Origin of the sequence: Silicimonas algicola (assembly GCF_003970735.1) — a bacterium.
Lineage (GTDB): Bacteria > Pseudomonadota > Alphaproteobacteria > Rhodobacterales > Rhodobacteraceae > Silicimonas > Silicimonas algicola.
The window spans coordinates 3,222,802-3,239,832 of sequence record NZ_CP034588.1 but is presented as its reverse complement, the minus strand read 5'-3'; the positions used below and the strand labels follow the sequence as shown (position 1 = coordinate 3,239,832).

16 protein-coding genes are annotated in these 17,031 nt (G+C 65.9%); 9 read left to right on the top strand and 7 right to left on the bottom strand.

The annotated features are described in order from the left end of the window. Nucleotides 1-90 precede the first annotated feature (90 nt). Genes EF888_RS15855 through EF888_RS15845 form a run of 3 tightly spaced genes read left to right on the top strand, consistent with a single transcriptional unit; the run spans nucleotide 91 to nucleotide 3,241 of the window. Complete coding sequence (locus tag EF888_RS15855; RefSeq protein WP_109759882.1) at nucleotides 91-1,116, top strand: four-carbon acid sugar kinase family protein; 1,026 nt, start codon at nucleotides 91-93, stop codon at nucleotides 1,114-1,116. Nucleotides 1,117-1,118: 2 nt separating this feature from the next. Continuing rightward, complete coding sequence (locus EF888_RS15850) at nucleotides 1,119-1,847, top strand: FadR/GntR family transcriptional regulator (protein WP_109759883.1); 729 nt, start codon at nucleotides 1,119-1,121, stop codon at nucleotides 1,845-1,847. Further along, entirely contained in the window at nucleotides 1,844-3,241 is a 1,398-nt protein-coding gene (locus EF888_RS15845) for a hypothetical protein (RefSeq protein WP_109759884.1), read from the top strand. The genes EF888_RS15850 and EF888_RS15845 overlap by 4 nt, the downstream gene beginning before the upstream one ends. On the opposite strand, the gene EF888_RS15840 is transcribed toward EF888_RS15845, so the two are convergent. From EF888_RS15840 to EF888_RS15825, 4 genes are read right to left on the bottom strand one after another with little or no spacing between them, the layout of a single operon-like run. Next, nucleotides 3,242-4,363, bottom strand: a complete 1,122-nt coding sequence (locus EF888_RS15840) for an iron-containing alcohol dehydrogenase (RefSeq protein ID WP_109759885.1) — start codon at nucleotides 4,361-4,363, stop codon at nucleotides 3,242-3,244. 9 nt (nucleotides 4,364-4,372) lie between these two features. Continuing rightward, on the bottom strand, nucleotides 4,373-5,278 hold the full coding sequence (locus EF888_RS15835; protein ID WP_109759886.1) for a dihydrodipicolinate synthase family protein: 906 nt from the start codon (nucleotides 5,276-5,278) through the stop codon (nucleotides 4,373-4,375). Further along, a complete protein-coding gene (gene pdxA / locus EF888_RS15830; protein WP_109759887.1) occupies nucleotides 5,275-6,222 on the bottom strand; it encodes a 4-hydroxythreonine-4-phosphate dehydrogenase PdxA in 948 nt (315 codons plus the stop codon). The genes EF888_RS15835 and pdxA overlap by 4 nt, the downstream gene beginning before the upstream one ends. Continuing rightward, complete coding sequence (locus EF888_RS15825; protein WP_109759888.1) at nucleotides 6,219-7,364, bottom strand: sialidase family protein; 1,146 nt, start codon at nucleotides 7,362-7,364, stop codon at nucleotides 6,219-6,221. Before EF888_RS15825 ends, pdxA begins: the two co-directional genes overlap by 4 nt. Nucleotides 7,365-7,607: 243 nt before the next feature. Between EF888_RS15825 and EF888_RS15820 the strand changes: the two genes are divergently transcribed. Beyond that, the gene (locus EF888_RS15820) at nucleotides 7,608-8,501 is read left to right on the top strand and encodes a DMT family transporter (RefSeq protein ID WP_109759948.1); all 894 of its coding nucleotides are present in this window, start codon (nucleotides 7,608-7,610) and stop codon (nucleotides 8,499-8,501) included. A 2-nt stretch (nucleotides 8,502-8,503) separates the two neighbouring features. Here EF888_RS15820 and EF888_RS15815 read toward each other — a convergent pair whose 3' ends face one another. Then, nucleotides 8,504-9,427 (bottom strand): LysR family transcriptional regulator, encoded by a 924-nt coding sequence (locus EF888_RS15815; RefSeq protein ID WP_109759889.1) that lies wholly within the window; start codon nucleotides 9,425-9,427, stop codon nucleotides 8,504-8,506. A 173-nt stretch (nucleotides 9,428-9,600) separates the two neighbouring features. On the opposite strand from EF888_RS15815, the gene EF888_RS15810 reads away from it, so the two are divergent. From EF888_RS15810 to EF888_RS15790, 5 genes are read left to right on the top strand one after another with little or no spacing between them, the layout of a single operon-like run. Next, nucleotides 9,601-11,103 carry an ABC transporter substrate-binding protein gene (locus EF888_RS15810; RefSeq protein WP_206508343.1) on the top strand — a complete coding sequence of 501 codons (1,503 nt, stop codon included), beginning with the start codon at nucleotides 9,601-9,603 and terminating at the stop codon, nucleotides 11,101-11,103. A gap of 57 nt (nucleotides 11,104-11,160) precedes the next feature. Next, nucleotides 11,161-12,075: an ABC transporter permease gene (locus EF888_RS15805; RefSeq protein WP_109759890.1), complete on the top strand. Its 915-nt coding sequence runs from the start codon at nucleotides 11,161-11,163 to the stop codon at nucleotides 12,073-12,075. Nucleotides 12,076-12,079: 4 nt separating this feature from the next. Beyond that, a complete protein-coding gene (locus tag EF888_RS15800; protein ID WP_109759891.1) occupies nucleotides 12,080-12,997 on the top strand; it encodes an ABC transporter permease in 918 nt (305 codons plus the stop codon). Next, nucleotides 12,997-14,622, top strand: coding sequence for an ABC transporter ATP-binding protein (locus tag EF888_RS15795; RefSeq protein WP_109759892.1), 1,626 nt, complete (start codon nucleotides 12,997-12,999; stop codon nucleotides 14,620-14,622). The genes EF888_RS15800 and EF888_RS15795 overlap by 1 nt, the downstream gene beginning before the upstream one ends. Continuing rightward, nucleotides 14,619-15,587, top strand: a complete 969-nt coding sequence (locus EF888_RS15790; RefSeq protein WP_241239696.1) for a 2-hydroxyacid dehydrogenase — start codon at nucleotides 14,619-14,621, stop codon at nucleotides 15,585-15,587. Before EF888_RS15795 ends, EF888_RS15790 begins: the two co-directional genes overlap by 4 nt. A gap of 112 nt (nucleotides 15,588-15,699) precedes the next feature. Here the strand turns inward: EF888_RS15790 and EF888_RS15785 are convergent, their stop codons facing one another. Both EF888_RS15785 and EF888_RS21925 read right to left on the bottom strand, forming a co-directional pair. Beyond that, entirely contained in the window at nucleotides 15,700-16,707 is a 1,008-nt protein-coding gene (locus tag EF888_RS15785; RefSeq protein WP_109759893.1) for an Ldh family oxidoreductase, read from the bottom strand. Between the two features lie 148 nt (nucleotides 16,708-16,855). After that, entirely contained in the window at nucleotides 16,856-17,017 is a 162-nt protein-coding gene (locus EF888_RS21925; RefSeq protein WP_164721733.1) for a hypothetical protein, read from the bottom strand. Nucleotides 17,018-17,031 lie beyond the last annotated feature (14 nt).

Here is a 17,031-nt window from a genome sequence, read left to right as displayed (position 1 = left end):
CTCCAATATGTAAACAGATTGGACCGAGAAGAGTATTGACGAACAAGCCTTTGCTTCTACCCTGCGAACAAATTCGCCTTTGGAGAGAGCTTGCTTCAAGTCGCCATCATCGCCGATGACCTGACCGGCGCGCTCGACGCGGCCGCGCCCTTCGCCGGGGTTGCGGGTGGCGTCGTCGTCGCCACGCGCCCCGAAACGCTGGGGGCCGCCTTGGCAACAAATTCCGGCGTCGTGTCGGTATCGACCCGCTCGCGCGAGGTCCACCCGGAAGAGGCGCAGCGAAGGGTCGCCGCCGTTCTGGCGGAGTTGCCGAAGGGCCTCCGGTTGTTCAAGAAGATCGACTCGCGCCTGAAGGGCAACGTCGCCTCCGAGCTGGAGGCGTTCGGAGACCGGCAGATGATCGTCGCGCCCGCCATCCCCGAGTTCGGGCGGATCGTGCGAAACGGTCATCTGGAGGGCTTCGGGATCGACATGCCGCTGGCTGTCTCCAAGGCTCTCGGTGCGGCATCGGATCGCGCCGCCATCCCCGACACCGTCACAGCCTCCGACATGCGGGAGGTGTTGCGACTCGCGGGCGAGGGTGCGGTCCTCGTGGGTGCAAGGGGGCTTGCCTCGGCACTTGCGTCCTCCCTCGGTGTGGTCGCTGCACCCGCGCCGGTGCGCCTCCCCGGGCCGGTCTGCATCGCCATCGGCTCCACCGACCCGATCACGCTGTCGCAGGTGGCGCAACTCGCACAGCATGGCGAGGGCGTTCAGCATGTCCGGGCCGTCTCGGGCCGCGTTCCACTGGCGCCGGACGGTGCCCTCGCCCCGGTGACGCTTCTCCAGATCGTCGGCGGCAGGGACGACGACGTCGGCACGACATCGCGCCGTTTCGCCGAAGGCGCCGCTTCCTGGCTCGGCGGCGCGAGGTCGATCATCGTCTCGGGCGGTGCGACCGCAGAGGCCTGTCTCGATGCCCTTGGCATCGACGTCCTGTCGTTGAAGGGCGAGGCGCTTCCCGGGCTGCCTGTGTCGGAAGGGGGCGGACGGACTATCGTGACGAAGTCGGGCGGCTTCGGGGATGTCGACTGCCTGCTTCGCCTGGTCGCGGGTGCGGTGGTCACGGAGGCATGAGCATGTCCGACCGCAAGCCCGTGGACCTGCGCGTCCCGCCCGCCAACCGCAAGAGCCTGGCCGACATAGTGTTCGACCGTCTGATGCGGTCGATCAAGTCCGGCTCCTACGGTCCCGACGAAAGGCTGCCGACGGAACATGCGCTCGCGGCCGAGTTTCAGGTTTCGCGGCCCGTCATCCGGGAGGCGCTTCAGCGTCTGCGCGAGCAGGGCTTTGTCTACTCGCGGCAAGGGGCGGGGACATTCATCCGTCAGATCGGCCTCCGCGAACCTCTGGGGTTCGGGACGCTCGAAAGCATCGCCGACCTGTCGCGCTGCTACGAGTTCCGTATTACGCTCGAACCCGAAGCCGCCGCCGCCGCCGCCGAGCGCCGAAGCGCCTCGGCCCTCGCCGATATCGCCGAGGCGCTGGACTTGATGCGGGACGCCACTGCGCGGCAGCGGCACCGCGAGGATGCCGATTTCGCCTTTCACGGCGCCATCGCAAGGGCGAGCGACAACAGGTACTTCGTGACCGCTCTTGAAGCGTTGGCCGACCACATCGGCGTCGGCATGCAGTTCCACGGCCAGTCACTGAAAGCGTCGCCCGACGGGCTGGCGCAGGTCTTCGAAGAACACGCGGCGATCCACGACGCGATCCGTGACCACCAGCCCGACGCTGCGCGGAGGCTGATGCGCCAGCACCTTATCGGCTCGCGCGACCGCCTGTTCGTAGGTCGTCCGCGAGGATGACGCGAAGCTGGGGCGGCAGAACCATCGGCATTCTTCTCTTCGTGGTTACGGGCCTCGTGATCTGCGACGAATGGGGTCTTGCCACCTGGGCGCTCGACGCGAAGCCGGCGGTGACGCTTGCTCTGATCGCGGTCTACCTGCCGCAGGTCCGTGCGTCGCGGAAAGCCTTCATCATCTTCGCCGCTCTTCTGACTGTCTTCCTTGCCGCCACGAACCCGGCCTGGAGGACGACGGTCCTTGCCGCCCTCGACACCACCGCCTTCATCGCGGCCTTCTTCACGGCGCTGACGATCCTCAAGTCGGCCGCGCAGACCTCTCCGGCGATCCGGCGCGCGGGACGCTTTCTTGCAGGTCAGCCGCCGGGGCGAAGATATCTTGCCCTGACGGCGGGGGGACAGGCGTTCACGCTCCTTCTCAACTATGGCTCGCTTCAGCTTCTCGGTGCCATGGCTGTGAGCAGCGCGGCCGAGGAGCAGAACCCCGAGATCCGCGCGATCCGGATGCGGCGGATGCTTCTGGCGATCGAGCGTGGACTGATCTCGACCCTGCCGTGGTCTCCGCTGTCCTTCGCCGTCGCGATCTCGACGGCGACGGTGCCCGGCACGTCCTGGGCAGGTATCCTGTTGCCCTCGATGGTCACCGGCCTCATCGCGGCGGGGACGGGATGGGCGCTCGACACGATCTTCAAACCGAAGGTCTCGTCGTCCCGCCCGACGAGAAGCGCGCCGCCGGAGGGAAGCTGGGCGACGATGGCGCCGCTGGCTCTCCTCCTGGCGATCCTCGTCGTCAGCGTGGGGACGCTTCACGAGCTGACAAGCGTGCGCATCGTGGGGCTTGTGACGGTCATCGTGCCTGCGATGGCGACCGGCTGGATGCTTCTCCAGCACCGGCACGACCGCCCGTTGCAGTCGGTCGGTCGCCGCTACAAGACCTATTTCTTCGAGGAGCTTCCGGCGTTCTCGGGCGAGATGACACTCATCATGATGGCGGGCTACATCGGGACCGTCGGTGCGGCCGTGCTGGCGCCGGTCCTGAACGACCTCGGACTCGATCTCTCGCTCCTGCCGACATGGGTCCTTCTGGTCGGCTTCGTGTGGATCATTCCGGTTCTGGGTCAGCTCGCCATGAACCCCATCCTTGCCGTCACCCTCATCGGTCCGTTCATCCCCTCCGCCGAGACGCTTGGCGTCAGCCCGACGGCGGTGGTGGTCGCCCTGACCGCAGGATGGGCGATCAGCGGCGCGAGTTCGCCCTTCACCGCGACGCAGCTTCTTCTGGCGCACCATGCCGGCGTGTCCGCCTGGAGCGTGGGGCTGAGGTGGAACGGCCTCTTCACTCTCACCTGCCTCGTCCTGCTCTCGGCCTGGGTGCTGGTCTACGCCTATGTCTTCTGATCAGAGGGTGGCGCGGTAGATCGCCTCGACGTCCGCGACGCTCATGTCGCGCGGGTTGTTGTCCATCAGGCGACGGATGCCATGCGCCTCGATGGCCCAGTCGCCAAGCTGATCCTCTCGCACGCCGTGTGCCGCCATCGACATGTCGATGCCAAGGGCTTGGCAGAACGCCCGGACAGACGCGCGAACCGTCTCCGGATCGACCGAGGCCGGAAGCCCGAGAGCGTCCAGCACCTCGGCGGTCTTTTCCGGTCGCGCCGGGGCATTGAAGGCCAGAACGTCCGGGAAGAGAAGCGCCACGCTCAAACCGTGGGGGATGCCCGCACGGGTGCCGAGGGGATAGGCGAGGGCGTGCCCGGCGGCCGTGTTGACGGGTCCGAGGCACAAGCCGCCATAGAACGAGGAGAGCAGCATCCCCTCGCGCGCCTCGGCGTCCGAGCCATCCTCGACCGCGCGCCGCAGGAACCTACCTGCAAGCCGAATGCCCATCCTCGCATAGTCGTCGATGAGGGGATGGGCGCGAACATTCGTGAAGGCCTCGACCGCGTGCGCCAGGGCGTCGACACCCGTGGCTGCCGTCACTGCGGAGGGCACGCTCATCGTCAGATCCGGATCCAGGATCGCGATATCAGCCGCCATATGAGGGCTTTCCACGGCGACCTTCATCCCTGTCCGCGTCGAAGTCACCAGAGCGCGAATGCCGCCTTCCGATCCCGTTCCCGCGGTGGTCGCGACCTGCGCAAGTGCGGCGCATTTGCTCGCCACCTTGTCGGGTCCCGCGACGTCGTCCAGCGTCTGATCGCTGTTCCACAGGACCGAGACGAGCTTCGCCACGTCCATCACCGATCCGCCGCCGAGGCCCACCACCAGGTCTGGCCGCACCTGACGCGCCACCTCGAGCGCCGCTTCAAGGTCGGTGTCCTTCGGTTCGGGCTGCACGCCGTCGAAGACGGTGACCGTGCCCGACAGACCCAGGCGGCCGACCATGGCACGCGTCACCGGCTGCGCGATCACGAGGATGCGTGACATGCCTGCCGCCCATGTGCCAAGGCGAGCGGCCGCGCCCGAGCCGATCTCGATCCGCTTCGGCAGGTGCAGGGTGATCGGACGGGGGCTGTTCATGTCGGATCCTCAGCCGCCGAGGCGGTCCATCTGGGCCCAGATATCGTTCCGCTCGGCTTCAGGCAGTTCGACCAGCGGCGGCATGAGGTTCAGCCACGCCATGTCTCCACGACGCTTCGCGAGCATCGTCTTGATCGTCGGAAGCTGGACGTACTTGTTCGAGAGCGTCCGCCACTCGTCGATCCGGGCCTGCGCGGCCTCGACCTGTTCGGTCTTGGCGGGATCGTTCCAGCCGTCCCAGACGATGCGAAGCGCATCGGCGCGGACGTTCGATGTCGCAGTGATGCAGCCCGCGCCTCCCAACCTGAGGAGCGGCAGCATCAGAGGGTCTGCGCCCGCGAGGACACCGAGCGCCGGGAATGTCTCGCACATGGCGCGCATGTTGTTCATGTCGCCGGAGCTGTCCTTGATGCCGGTGACGATGCCGGGGAATGCCTCCAGCAAGCGGCCGATCAGAGCGTGCGACAGCGGGATCTGGCTGACCTGCGGGATGTGATAGAGCACGATCCTGAGCCGGTCGTCGGCGACGGCTTCGATAACGCGGGCGTAAAAGCGGAACAGCCCTTCGTCGCTGACGCCCTTGTAGTAGTAGGGCGGCAACATCACGACGCCTTTAGCTCCTGACTGCACAGCGTGACGGGTCAGCTCGACGGTGTCGGCGACCGCCGGTGTCGACGTGCCGGGCAGAAGCGCGTTCGCCGGTGTGCCGCCCGCGATGGCGGCCTCGACGAGGTCGATGCGCTGCCTGACGCCGAAGCTGTTCGCCTCGCCGGTGGTCCCCAGCATCGCGATGCCGTGGCAGCCGTCTTCGAGGAGGCGGCGGCAATGGTCGCCGAAAAGCTTCAGGTCCGGCGTGCCGTCCCCGGTGACAGGTGTGGCGGCAGCCGAGTGGACGCCGTGGATCGCGTGCTTCACGTCTTTCTCCCCGTGGCCAGTCGCCGGGCATAGGCGATGGCCTTCTCCATGTTTCCGTGATCCGCGATGCCCTTGCCCGCGATGTCGAAGGCGGTGCCGTGGTCGACCGAGGTGCGGTCGATCGGCAGGCCGAGCGAGACGTTCACCGCCGTATCGAAGGCGACGAGCTTGATCGGGATATGCCCCTGGTCGTGGTACTGCGCGACGACGAGGTCGAACTGCCCCGTGTAGGCGCGGTGAAAGACGGTGTCGCCGGCGATGGGGCCGTGGGCGTCGATGCCCTCGGCCCGCGCGCGTTCGACGGCGGGGGCGAGTTGGTCGGCATCTTCGGTTCCGAACAGGCCGCCTTCACCGCAGTGTGGATTGATCCCCGCGACCGCGATCCGCGGAGCCTCGAGGCCGAGGCGTCTGAGGTGCTCGTGCCCGACCCGGATCGTCTGGAGGACGGACTCGGTCGTGGCGCGGTCAATGGCGTCGCGCAGGCTGACGTGGGTCGAGTTGTGGATGACCTTCAGGCGGTCCGAGGCGAGGATCATCCAGGCCTTCTTCTGGCCCGTCAGAGCGGCCAGCATCCCGGTATGCCCGTCGTAATGGTGACCGGCGGCGTTAAGCGCGGCCTTGTTGAGGGGCGCGGTCACGATGCAGCCGATTTCTCCGGCCTCGGCGGCGCGGACGGCGGCCTCGACGAAGCGGAAGGCGGCGTCGCCCGCGCGCGCGTCTTCCTTGCCGAAGGGCAGGGGCGCGCTCGCGACGGGCAGGTCGGTGAGGGCCACATCGATGCCGGGGCGCAGGCCGGTGCGGACCACAGCCTCGGCAGCCTCGAGCGTCTTACGGCAGCCGAAAATGCGCGTTTGCGCGCGCTCGCCCTCGCTCATGGCCGCGACGGCCTTCAGCGTGATCTCGGGACCGACGCCTGCGGGGTCGCCGAGGGTGATGCCGATCATTGCGCGTCCAGCCAGGCCCGCGTCATGCGGACGTGTTTTATGGCGCGGCGGAAGTACGTGTAGGCGAGGTCGAGTGTGCCTTCCGGTCCTTCGACCAGAGACGGATAGGACATCTCGTGGTTCTGCCCGTCGACCGAGTTGTTGGTGAGGCAGGTTCCCGAGCCGTCCTCGACGAGGATGCGCTTGGGGAAGGTCCGGCCGCCATCCGTGGAAAAGCAGAGCGTCATGGGGGCGCGAGGCACACCCCAGATCGGCTTGCAGCCGCCCGACGCGTTCGGCCGGTCGTCGCCTTCGCCGAGTTCGTCGTAGAGCGAGGCGCGCCGGGCGTCGGGGTGCATTTCGGCATTTGCCGGGTTGCAGGCCATGGCGACGCGTCCGTCGGACAGCGCGATGGCCGAGAGCGAGGAATTGTTGTTGGGCACGTCGGTCGGCTTGGGCGCGCTCCAGGTTTCGCCACCGTCGTCGCTTTCGCTACGGTGAACGAAATCGGCCTGCCTTCGACGATAGAAGGCCGCGAAGCGGTCGCCACCAAGCGGAACGAGAGTCATGTGGACCGAGCCGATGGAGTCGGGCACCTCGACCTCGCGCCACGTGGTGCCGGCGTCGGTCGAGATCGCGACTGCGGCCGTGTCATGACTTCCGGTCCAGCGCTCGCCGGGACGGGGCACACAGCGGAAAAGGGGCAGAAGCCAGGCGCCATCGCCGCGCACGCGGATGGGGCCCCGGATGAAGGTGCCCTTGGGCAGATCGAGGTCGACGGGCGCCGCTCCGGCCTCGCGCATCCGCACGAGACAGGCGTCCTGGTTGCCGCCTTCCTGCGCGGTGTGAAGGATCAGCCGCCGACCGTCGGGTGCGTCGAACTGCACCGGGTTCTGTTCGGATCGCGCGGGATCGTCCGAGATCTGCTCCGCCGGGCTCCACAGCCCGTCGCGCAGCGTCGAACGCCAGATCGAGATGTCGGACTTGCCCTCAAGCGACCCGCCGAACCAGAGACAGTGAAGCGCGTCCTTGCCGTGCGACAGGAAGGCCGCATGATTCTGTATGCAGGGCGAGGGAAGCAAGGCCTCCTCACGCCCCTCGGCCGTCGCGACGAGCCTGCCGTTCATCCGGTCTGCGATCATCTCGGGCGAAAGGACGGACATCGATTCGAGGCTCCCCGGCAGCTTGACTGGCGCTCAAAATCTGGGCGCACAACATCAAGTTGTCAACTTGATATGGGAACTTTGGACGAAGTGTAAAGGCTATCCAAGCGTTAACTATCTGAAACAAAATTTATAATTTCGATGACAGTTTTTAGTGCCGCTTTCGTCCGCATTAAATTTGACAAATCTGCGCCACGGACGGACAGTCGGGCCAAGTGCCTCTCGGCACAGATGGGAGCCTGCATGGCAACAGGGGTGTCGTCCGATGGAACCGAGCGCGCCGCGCTGATCGGCGTCGCTCTCATGCTGTGCGTCGCCGTGCTGAGCGCGATCGACGCGGTGATCGTACGCCAGCTTTCTCCCGGAGTGCATCCGTTCATCATCGCCTTCACCCGCGCGCTGTTCGGCTGCCTTGTGTTCCTGCCATATATCCTGGCGCATCCGGACATCCTTACGTCGAACTTCCGCTTCCTGCATGTCTTCCGTGCCGCCCTGAAGCTTTTGTCCCTGATCGCCTTCTTCATCGCTTTCGCCTCGGCGCCCCTTGCCGATGTGACCGCCATCGCCTTTACCGCCCCGATATTCGTGACCATCGGCGCCTGGTTCTTCCTGTCCGAGAAGCCGCGCGCATTGCGCGTGTTCGCGGTGCTCGTCGGGTTTGTGGGCGTGGTTCTCGTCATCCGGCCCCTGCAGGGCGGCGGCATCTCGACCGGGCTCGCCTTCGCGCTGGTGGGCGCGCTCCTGACGGCGGTCATTCAACTGATCCTGAAGCCCATGTCGGGACGCGACAGGACCGAAACGCTGGTCGCATGGAACCTTCTGGTGACGGTCCCCATCGCCATCGTGCCCGCAGCCTTCGTCTGGGCAACGCCGACGGCGGTCGAATGGATGCTTCTGTCGATTCAGGGCGTCCTGGGCGCCATCAACATGGCGCTGGTCACGCGGGCCTTCTCGCTGGCCGAGGCGTCGCTTCTCGTCCCAATCGACTTCCTGCGTCTTCCGATCGTCGCTGGCCTTGCCTTCGCGCTGTTCGGGCAGACCGTGCCGGTGACGACGTGGATCGGCGGCAGCGTGATCTTCGCGGCGACCCTTCTGATGGCGCGCAGCGCGCGCAACAGGCGGGACCGAGAAATATGAGCCTAGTCCGGCACATGAGGCGCGTAGGCGCCGAGCGCATCGAGGATGATGTCCCGCACCCGAGTATGAAGCGCGGCGCGGCGCCTGTGCCCGGCGATGAGGTAAAGCTCGGAGCGGAACCAGTCCGGCAAATCGACGGGGCGATAGACGACATTCGCCATCCGCATCGCCTGCGTCGAACTCGGCACGAAGGCTACGCCGATGCCGCGATTGACCAGAGCGACGACGGAATGCGTCTGGCTGACGTCGAGCGCCACGCGCGGCGACACGTCCGCGCCGGCGAAGAGAGCGTTCTGCATCTCGCGCACGAAGCCGCCGCGCTCGGTCGAGTAGGCGACGAAGTCGAGGCCGTCGAGGTCCGCGAGGCTCGGGCGGTCCTTTTTCGCAAGGGGATGGCCCGAGGGCGTCGCCAGGACGAAGGTTTCGCTGATGACGCGGACGCTTTCGAGGTCGGTCTGGCGGCCGGACGAGCGGGTGAGGCCCAGATCGATCTGGCCGCTGTTCAGGGCCTCGACGATCTCGTAGCTCATCATCTCGGTCGGGTTGAACGTCACCCCGGGCAGCGCCTTGTGCAGCGCGCTGACGATGCGGGGGACGAATTCGAGCGCGGCCGACGGCACGAAACCCATGGCGATGGCGCCCACCTCGCCCCGCTCGGCCTGCTTCGCCGACAGCGCGGCGTATTCCGCCCGTTGCAGGATGTCCGTGGCGTTGACGAGAAACGTCGCGCCTGCCTGCGTCAGGCTGACCTGGCGGTTCGTCCGCTCGAAAAGCTGAAGGCCGAGCGCGTGCTCGAGAAGCTTGATCTGCCGCGACAGTGGCGGCTGTGTCATGTTCATACGCTCGGCCGCGCGGCTGAAGTTCAGCTCCTCGGCGACGGCGACGAAACACCGAAGCTGGAAGAATTCGAAATGGCCGGTCGCCATGCGTGCCTCCGGTCGATCAGCGATACAAGTCTTGTATCATTTCAATCCAAGATTGGAATGACAATCAAGAGCGCCGCCCGTACAGTCGAGGCCGATCGGAACCAGAAATGGCACCGGACGGTGACGGCGGCGGGAGGACAAGCAGCCGACACTTTGGACAAGGGAGGAACCAGATGACCCAAAGATTTACTCGTGTTGCCGCGATCCTGATGGCCACGACCGCAGGTTTTGCGGCCCATGCGCAGGACTCCGTCACCATCGTGCTTTCGGAGGAGCTCGAAAACGTCGAGCCCTGCATGGCATCCAAGTCGAACATCGGACGCGTCATCCTGCAGAACGTCTCCGAGACGCTGACCGAGCTGGTGCCCGGCACCGGGCTCGAACCTCGCCTGGCGGAAAGCTGGGAGGACATGGGCAACGGCACATGGCGCTTCAACCTGCGTGAGGGCGTGACCTTCTCGGACGGCACCGCCTTCGACGCGGGAGACGTCGTGTTCTCGCTCGAGCGGAACAAGTCCGACAAGTTCGTCTGCGAAATCGGCGCCAAGTACTATGGCGGCATGACGCTGACGACGAACGTGATCGACGATACCACCATCGAGATCACGTCGGACCCGGCGCAGCCGATCCTGCCGCTGCTGATGTCGACCCTGACGGTGCTGCCGTCGGAAGCCAATCCCGACGCCTTCGTCGATCAGCCGATCGGCACCGGGCCCTATACCTTCGACGAATACAATCGCGGCGAGAACATCAAGCTTTCCGTCCGCGACGACTATTGGGGCGAAGCTCCGACCATCAAGAACGCGACCTACCTTTTCCGCTCGGAAAGTGCTGTCCGCGCGGCGATGGTCGAGGCCGGCGAAGCCGATATCGCACCGAACATCGCGGTGCAGGACGCCACCAATGAGGCGACCGACTACAGCTACCCGAACTCGGAGACCGTCTACATGCGTCTCGAAACGGCGACCCCGCCGCTCGACGACGTGCGGGTGCGGCAGGCGCTGAACTACGCCGTGGACAAGGAAGCCTTCGTCGGCACCATCCTCGCCAACGGCACGCTTCTGGCCACCGGCATGGTCCCGCCGTCGACCATCGGCTACAACACCGACCTCCAGCCCTATCCCTATGACCTCGAAAAGGCCAAGGCGCTGCTCGAGGAGGCCAAGGCGGACGGCGTTCCGGTCGACACCGAGATCCTCGTGATCGGACGGCTGGAGAACTATGCCAACGTCACCGAGACGATGGAGGCGCTGGTCGCCATGTGGCAGGACGCGGGCTTCAACGTCACGCTGAACATGGTCGAGACGGCGGAGTGGAACGAGTACTACTCGAAGCCCTTCGTCGAGGGCAAAGGGCCGATCATGGTCAACGCACAGCACGACAACGCCAACGGCGACCCGGTCTTCTCGATGTTCTTCAAGTACGCCTCGGACGGCGTGCAGTCGGGTATCTCCGATCCGAAGCTCGACGAGATGATCGCCGCCGCGACGGCGGCCACGGGTGACGAACGCGAGGCGCTCTGGAAGGACACATTCGCTTACATCTTCAACGATGTCGTGGCGGACGTCTTCCTCTGGCACATGGTGGGCTTCACCCGGGTCAGCGACAAGCTCGACTTCGAGCCGACGATCCGCACGAACTCCGAGCTGCAACTGTCGCAGATCAAGTTCAAGTGACGCCAGCACCGGGGGCGGCGTCCTGCCGCCCCCGGAACGCCGGAACCGGGGGCAGCCATGCTATCCTTCCTTGGAAAACGTGCCGTCGCCAGTGCCATCTCCCTTATCGGCCTCGTGATCCTCGTTTTCTTCCTGTCGCGATTGACGGGTGATCCGACCAACCTCTACCTGCCGGTCGATGCCTCGCTGGAAAGCCGCGAGCGCTTTCGCGAGATAAACGGCCTCAACGATCCGCTGATCGTCCAGTTCTTCCGTTACGCCGGCGACCTCATCCGTTTCGACTTCGGCATGTCGGTCCGGCGCGGCGAGCCCGCGCTCGACGCCGTCCTGCGCGCCTTCCAGTGGACGCTGTGGCTGGCGCTCATCACCATGACGCTGGTCACCGTCGCCGCGATCGTCGTGGGATCGCTCGCCGCCTTCCGCGTCGGAGGCATCTTCGACCGCATTGCCACGTTCTTCTCGTTGATCGGCGCCAGCGCACCCGATTTCTGGATCGCCATCGTCGCCATCGTCGTCTTCTCGGTGTCGCTCGGGTGGGTGCCGACCTCGGGGACGGGGACCGTGTGGCACTGGATCCTGCCCGTCTCGGTCCTGTTCATCCGGCCGTTCGGCCTGATCCTTCAGGTGGTGCGGGGGTCGATGATCTCGACGTTGAGCTCGGCCTACGTCAAGACGGCCCGCGCCAAGGGGGTGCGGAACCGCCCCATCATCTTCGTCCACGCCCTGCGGAACGCGATGCTGCCCGTCATCACGGTGATCGGCGACCAAGCGGCAGGGCTTCTGAACGGCGCGGTGATCGTCGAGACGATCTTCGGCTTCCCGGGTGTCGGCAAGCTGATGATCGACTCGATCCTTCAGCGCGACTTCACCGTCGTCCTCGCGGCGATCTTCGTGACGGCGGTCGCGATCTTCCTGATGAACATCCTGATCGACATTTTCTACGCGGTGCTCGACCCGCGCATCCGGTACTAGGCCCATGTCCCTCTCCGACACCGTCGCGATCCCCGCACCGCCGCATCCCGTAATGCAGGTCCTGCGGATGCTCTGGCGCGACAAGGTGGCATTGGCCGCGTCCGTCTTCCTTGTCTTCATCGTGTTCTGCGCGATCTTCGGTCCGGCCCTCTTCGAGGACATCGCGACCAAGCAGAATCTGCGCGGCCGGAACGCGGCGCCGTTCGACTTCTCGAAGGACTGGATCTTCTGGCTGGGCGGCGACGCCCTTGGCCGGCCGCTTCTGGCGCGCATCATCGTCGCGGCGCAGAACACGATCATGGTCGCGGCCGGCGCGGTGGTCTGTTCGCTGCTGATCGGCACGACGCTCGGGCTGATCGCGGGCTATACCTCGACGCGGGTCAGCCAAGTCATCATGCGCCTGGCGGACGTCATCATGTCGTTCCCGTCGCTGCTTCTGGCCGTCATCGTTCTCTACATGCTCGCGCCCTCGGTCACGAACCTGATCATCGTGCTCGCGATCACCCGCATCCCCGTCTACCTCCGGACCTCGCGCGCCGAGGTGCTGGAGGTGCGCGAGCGCATGTTCGTCCAGGCCGCACAGGTCATGGGAGCCTCGACGGGGCGCATCGTGTTCCGCCACATCCTGCCAATCGTCTTCCCGACTCTCGTTACCATCGCCACGCTCGACTTCGCTTTCGTCATGCTCGCGGAATCGTCGTTGTCCTTTCTCGGCATTGGCATCCAGCCGCCCGAGATCACCTGGGGCATGATGGTGGCGCAGGGCCGGCCTTATCTCACCACGGCCTGGTGGCTGTCGTTCTGGCCGGGCATGGCGATCATCCTGACGACGCTGTCGCTGAACCTGCTGTCGAACTGGATGCGCACGGCGCTGGACCCGGTGCAGCGGTGGCGGCTCGAAACGACGCCGAGGAAGAAATGATGGCCGGCCACCTGCTCGAGGTTCGCGGCCTTTCGGTCGACTTCCATACCGCGCAGGGCGCGGTCCATGCCGTGCGGAATGTCTCGTGGCACCTCGACCGAGGCGAGACGCTGGCGATCCTCGGCGAAAGCGGATCGGGCAAGTCGGTGTCGGCCAGTGCCATCATGAACCTGATCGATTGCCCGCCGGGCGATATCGACTCGGGCGAGGTCCTGTTCGAGGGCCGGGACGTCCTGAAAATGTCCGACGAGCAGCGGCGTCAGCTCAACGGCAAGCGGATCGCGATGATCTTCCAGGACCCGCTCAGCCACCTGAACCCGGTCTATACCGTCGGCTTCCAGATCATGGAGACGATGACGACACACGGCGTGTCGAAGGCCGATGCGCGGGCGCGGACGCTCGAGCTGATGGAGAGGGTCGGTATCCCCGACTTCGGGACCAAGATCGACGCCTATCCGCACCAGTTCTCGGGCGGTCAGCGGCAGCGGCTGATGATCGCGATGGCGCTTGCGCTGAAGCCCGACATCCTGATTGCCGACGAACCCACGACCGCGCTCGACGTGACGGTGCAGGCGCAGATCCTGGCGCTGCTGGAGGAGCTTCAGAAAGAGACCGGAATGGGTCTCCTTCTCATCACCCACGACCTTGGCGTCGTGGCCGAGGTGGCCGACCGCGTCGTCGTGATGAACTCGGGCGAGATCGTCGAGACCGGCAGCGCCGCCGAGGTCTACCGCAACCCGCACCACCCCTATACGAAGAAACTGATCTCGGCCGTTCCGGGGACGGGCGGCATGGCGGCGTCTCTGGGAACCGGCATCAGGCCCCTTCTCGACGTGCAGGGCATCTCGAAGCGCTTCGGGGATTTCCTCGCGCTCGACGAGGCGACGTTCACCGTCCTTCCGGGCGAGACGGTCGCCATCGTGGGAGAGTCCGGCTCGGGCAAGTCGACGCTGGCGAAGGCGCTTCTGCGCCTGATCGAGCCCACGTCGGGCGCGGCCTTCTACGACAGCCGAGACCTGGTGACGATGCCGCCGAAGGAGCTGTTCGAGCTTCGCCGGGACATCCAGATGGTGTTCCAGGACCCCACGCAGTCGCTCAATCCGCGCATGTCGGTCTATCAGATCGTGTCCGAGGCCTTCGCGATCCATCGAGATATCCTGCCGAAGGATCGCTGGCAGGGCAGGGTGCGCGAGCTTCTGGAACAGGTCGGGCTCGACGCCAGCCATATGCGGCGTTACCCGCACCAGTTCTCGGGCGGCCAGCGGCAGCGTATCGCCATCGCACGGGCGCTGGCGTTGGAGCCGAAGCTGATCATCTGCGACGAGGCGGTTTCGGCGCTGGACGTGTCGATCCAGGCGCAGGTTATCCGCTTGTTGCGCGGGCTTCAGGAGCGGCTGCACCTCAGCTATCTGTTCATCGCACACGACCTGCCCCTTGTGCGCGACTTCGCGCACCGGGTCGTCGTTATGCAGGCCGGGCGCATCGTCGAACAGGGGCCGGTCAGGCAGATCTTCGAAGCGCCGCAGGCCGACTATACGCGGAGCCTCATCGCCGCCAGCCTGCACCCGGATCCCGAGGTTCAGGCCGAGCGGCGTGCCGTGCGCGAGCTTCGGAGGGAGGCGTGACGGTGCCCAAGCGCGACATTCTCGTGATGCACTGGCTGCGGCCGATCGCCATGACGCAGCTCGAAGCAGCCTACACCCTGCATCGCTACGACGAAGCCGCAGACCGTGACGCGTTCCTTGCCGAATTCGGACCTCGCTGCGTGGGCATCGCCACCAATGGCCATGCTCCACTGACCAAAAACGACTTGCAGCACCTGCCGAAGGTCGAGATCGTCGCCTGTTCCTCGGCCGGGTTCGAACCCATCGACGTGGATGCCCTGAGGGAGCGCGGGATCGCCTTCACCAACACCTCGGCAGCCCTGCTGGACGATGTGGCCGACACTGCGCTGATGCTGACGATTGCCGCTCGCCGACACCTCGTGCGCGCGCACGCTTACGTCGAACGGGGGGACTGGGGACGGAAGGGCATGTATCCGCTTCTGTCCACCATGCGCGGCAAGAAGGCGGGGATCGTCGGCCTCGGTAACATCGGGCGGGCCATCGCGGCGCGTTTCGAACCGCTGGGTCTTGAGATCGGCTATACCTCGCGAAGCCGGAAGCCGGGAACCTATCGGTACTTCCCACAGGTCCGCGATCTGGCGGAATGGTCCGATATCCTTGCCGTGGTGGTGCCGGGCGGCGCCGAGACGGACAACATGATCGACGGCCCGGTGCTGGAGGCGCTTGGACCAGAGGGGACGCTGGTCAACGTGGCGCGGGGAAGCGTCGTCGACGAACCTGCCCTCATTGAAGCGCTTACCAGTGGCAAACTGGGTTCGGCGGCGCTGGACGTCTTCTGGAACGAACCCCATGTCGATCCGGCACTGTCCTCCCTTCCGAACGTGACGCTCTATCCGCATCACGCCAGCGGCACCGAGGAGACGCGTGACGCCATGGCGCAACTCGTCGTCGACAACCTGGCAGCACACTTCGCCGGCAAGCCGCTTCTGACGCCTGTGCACGACCTTCCCGCGCAGTCGCGCTGAGGCCGGGTCCGTCGATCAGCGGTGCGTCTCGGTCAGGCGTGGCGCTTTCTCCATCTCGAAGCTCTCGGAGAGGTGCTTTCGTTCGGCGCATCATCCGCGCCTGAGGCAGGCATCAGCCCGAATGCATCGCCCATAGTGCTGCATCGACCGTGACGCCGTCCTTCAGCTGGCGCGCCTTTCGGGCCAACGCCGCCTCGCCCGGCAGGCGCACCGGGTTCGCCGGGTCGATCGGCCGGGCGGTGCGGCAGAGGTCCGAGACGTGTCCCATCACCCCGCCAAGCGCGTCGAGGCCGCCGAAGGCCTCGGGGTCGATGACCTGAACGAAGACGTTTGCGCCGAGGAAAGACGTCTCGTCGGCCCGGCCCTTGCCGGCGAGGCCCGAGGTCAGGGCTTCGACCATCAGTCCCATGGCATAGCCCTTGTGACCGGCGTCGAGACCGCCGAGCGGGAGGATCACCTCGCTCTCCTGCGGATCGGTCGTCGCCTTCCCGTCCTCGCGGATCACCCAAGGGTGCGGAAGCGACCGCCCCTCGCGCGCCAGTTGGCGCACGAGGCTGTTCGACGTGACCGAGGTCGAGATGTCGATGAGGATCGGCTGGTCGTCCGTCGGATAGCCGATGGCGATCGGGCTGGGCGAAAGGACCGCCGATGTACCGCCCGCGGGCGCCACGGTCGCCGATTGCGGCGCCGAGGTCTGCAGTTGAAGGATCATCCCCCGCCTCGCCACGGGTTCGAGGTAGGCGGCAAGGCAGGCGATGTGAAAGCTTCGCCGGATCACGATGGTGCCGGTGCCATGGGTGCGCGCCATCGTCTCGGCCTCTGCTATGGCCTTAAGCGTCAGCCAGGCACCAGGAAGGCGCTTGCCGTCCCAGAGCTGCGCGGCGCCGCGCTTCGACAGGACATCGGGTGCGCCGGACGACGCCATCGTGCCGTCCCGAATGCAGTCGAGGTACATCTTCAGAAGCGCGATCCCGTGTGTGCGGTGACCCAACAGGTCTGCTTCGGCGAGGATCGTCGCCGTATCCTGCGCCATCCCGGCCTCGAGTCCGGCCTGTTCCAGCCGCTCGGCCATGCGGCCGCGAAGGACGTCCGCGTCCACGAGAGCCGTATCGTCTACCATGCGATTTTTCCTTTCGGCAACTGTCGGGGGCGCGTCTGGAGGCCAACCCCAAAGCACCTGATGGCGAGGACGGAATGCCTGAGGGGCGCAAGAAGGGACCCTTGCGCAAGACCGAGATCAGGTCGAAACGCGATACCAGTTCTGACGTCTAGTCCCGTTTCCCACGGTTCGCGGTCACGAAGTCATAGGCGACCAGGACCAGCGTCAGGACGATGATCGCAACAAGGTCGGGGCTCGGGACTTCGACCGCCAGGATCAGGACGAACGCCGCGAAGGTCGCGAAGGCGATAAATGCGAGTAGCTTGTTCATCTGCGGTCCATCCC

Excerpts from the sequence above, each read along its gene's own strand:
- EF888_RS21925 (WP_164721733.1), bottom strand. The coding sequence starts at position 17,017 with ATGAACAAGCTACTCGCATTTATCGCCTTCGCGACCTTCGCGGCGTTC.
- EF888_RS15825 (WP_109759888.1), bottom strand. The coding sequence starts at position 7,364 with ATGTCCGTCCTTTCGCCCGAGATGATCGCAGACCGGATGAACGGCAGG.
- EF888_RS15800 (WP_109759891.1), top strand. The coding sequence starts at position 12,080 with ATGTCCCTCTCCGACACCGTCGCGATCCCCGCACCGCCGCATCCCGTA.
- EF888_RS15820 (WP_109759948.1), top strand. The coding sequence starts at position 7,608 with ATGGCAACAGGGGTGTCGTCCGATGGAACCGAGCGCGCCGCGCTGATC.
- EF888_RS15810 (WP_206508343.1), top strand. The coding sequence starts at position 9,601 with ATGACCCAAAGATTTACTCGTGTTGCCGCGATCCTGATGGCCACGACC.
- EF888_RS15845 (WP_109759884.1), top strand. The coding sequence starts at position 1,844 with ATGACGCGAAGCTGGGGCGGCAGAACCATCGGCATTCTTCTCTTCGTG.
- EF888_RS15795 (WP_109759892.1), top strand. The coding sequence starts at position 12,997 with ATGGCCGGCCACCTGCTCGAGGTTCGCGGCCTTTCGGTCGACTTCCAT.
- EF888_RS15840 (WP_109759885.1), bottom strand. The coding sequence starts at position 4,363 with ATGAACAGCCCCCGTCCGATCACCCTGCACCTGCCGAAGCGGATCGAG.
- EF888_RS15805 (WP_109759890.1), top strand. The coding sequence starts at position 11,161 with ATGCTATCCTTCCTTGGAAAACGTGCCGTCGCCAGTGCCATCTCCCTT.
- pdxA (WP_109759887.1), bottom strand. The coding sequence starts at position 6,222 with ATGATCGGCATCACCCTCGGCGACCCCGCAGGCGTCGGTCCCGAGATC.
- EF888_RS15785 (WP_109759893.1), bottom strand. The coding sequence starts at position 16,707 with ATGGTAGACGATACGGCTCTCGTGGACGCGGACGTCCTTCGCGGCCGC.
- EF888_RS15850 (WP_109759883.1), top strand. The coding sequence starts at position 1,119 with ATGTCCGACCGCAAGCCCGTGGACCTGCGCGTCCCGCCCGCCAACCGC.
- EF888_RS15815 (WP_109759889.1), bottom strand. The coding sequence starts at position 9,427 with ATGGCGACCGGCCATTTCGAATTCTTCCAGCTTCGGTGTTTCGTCGCC.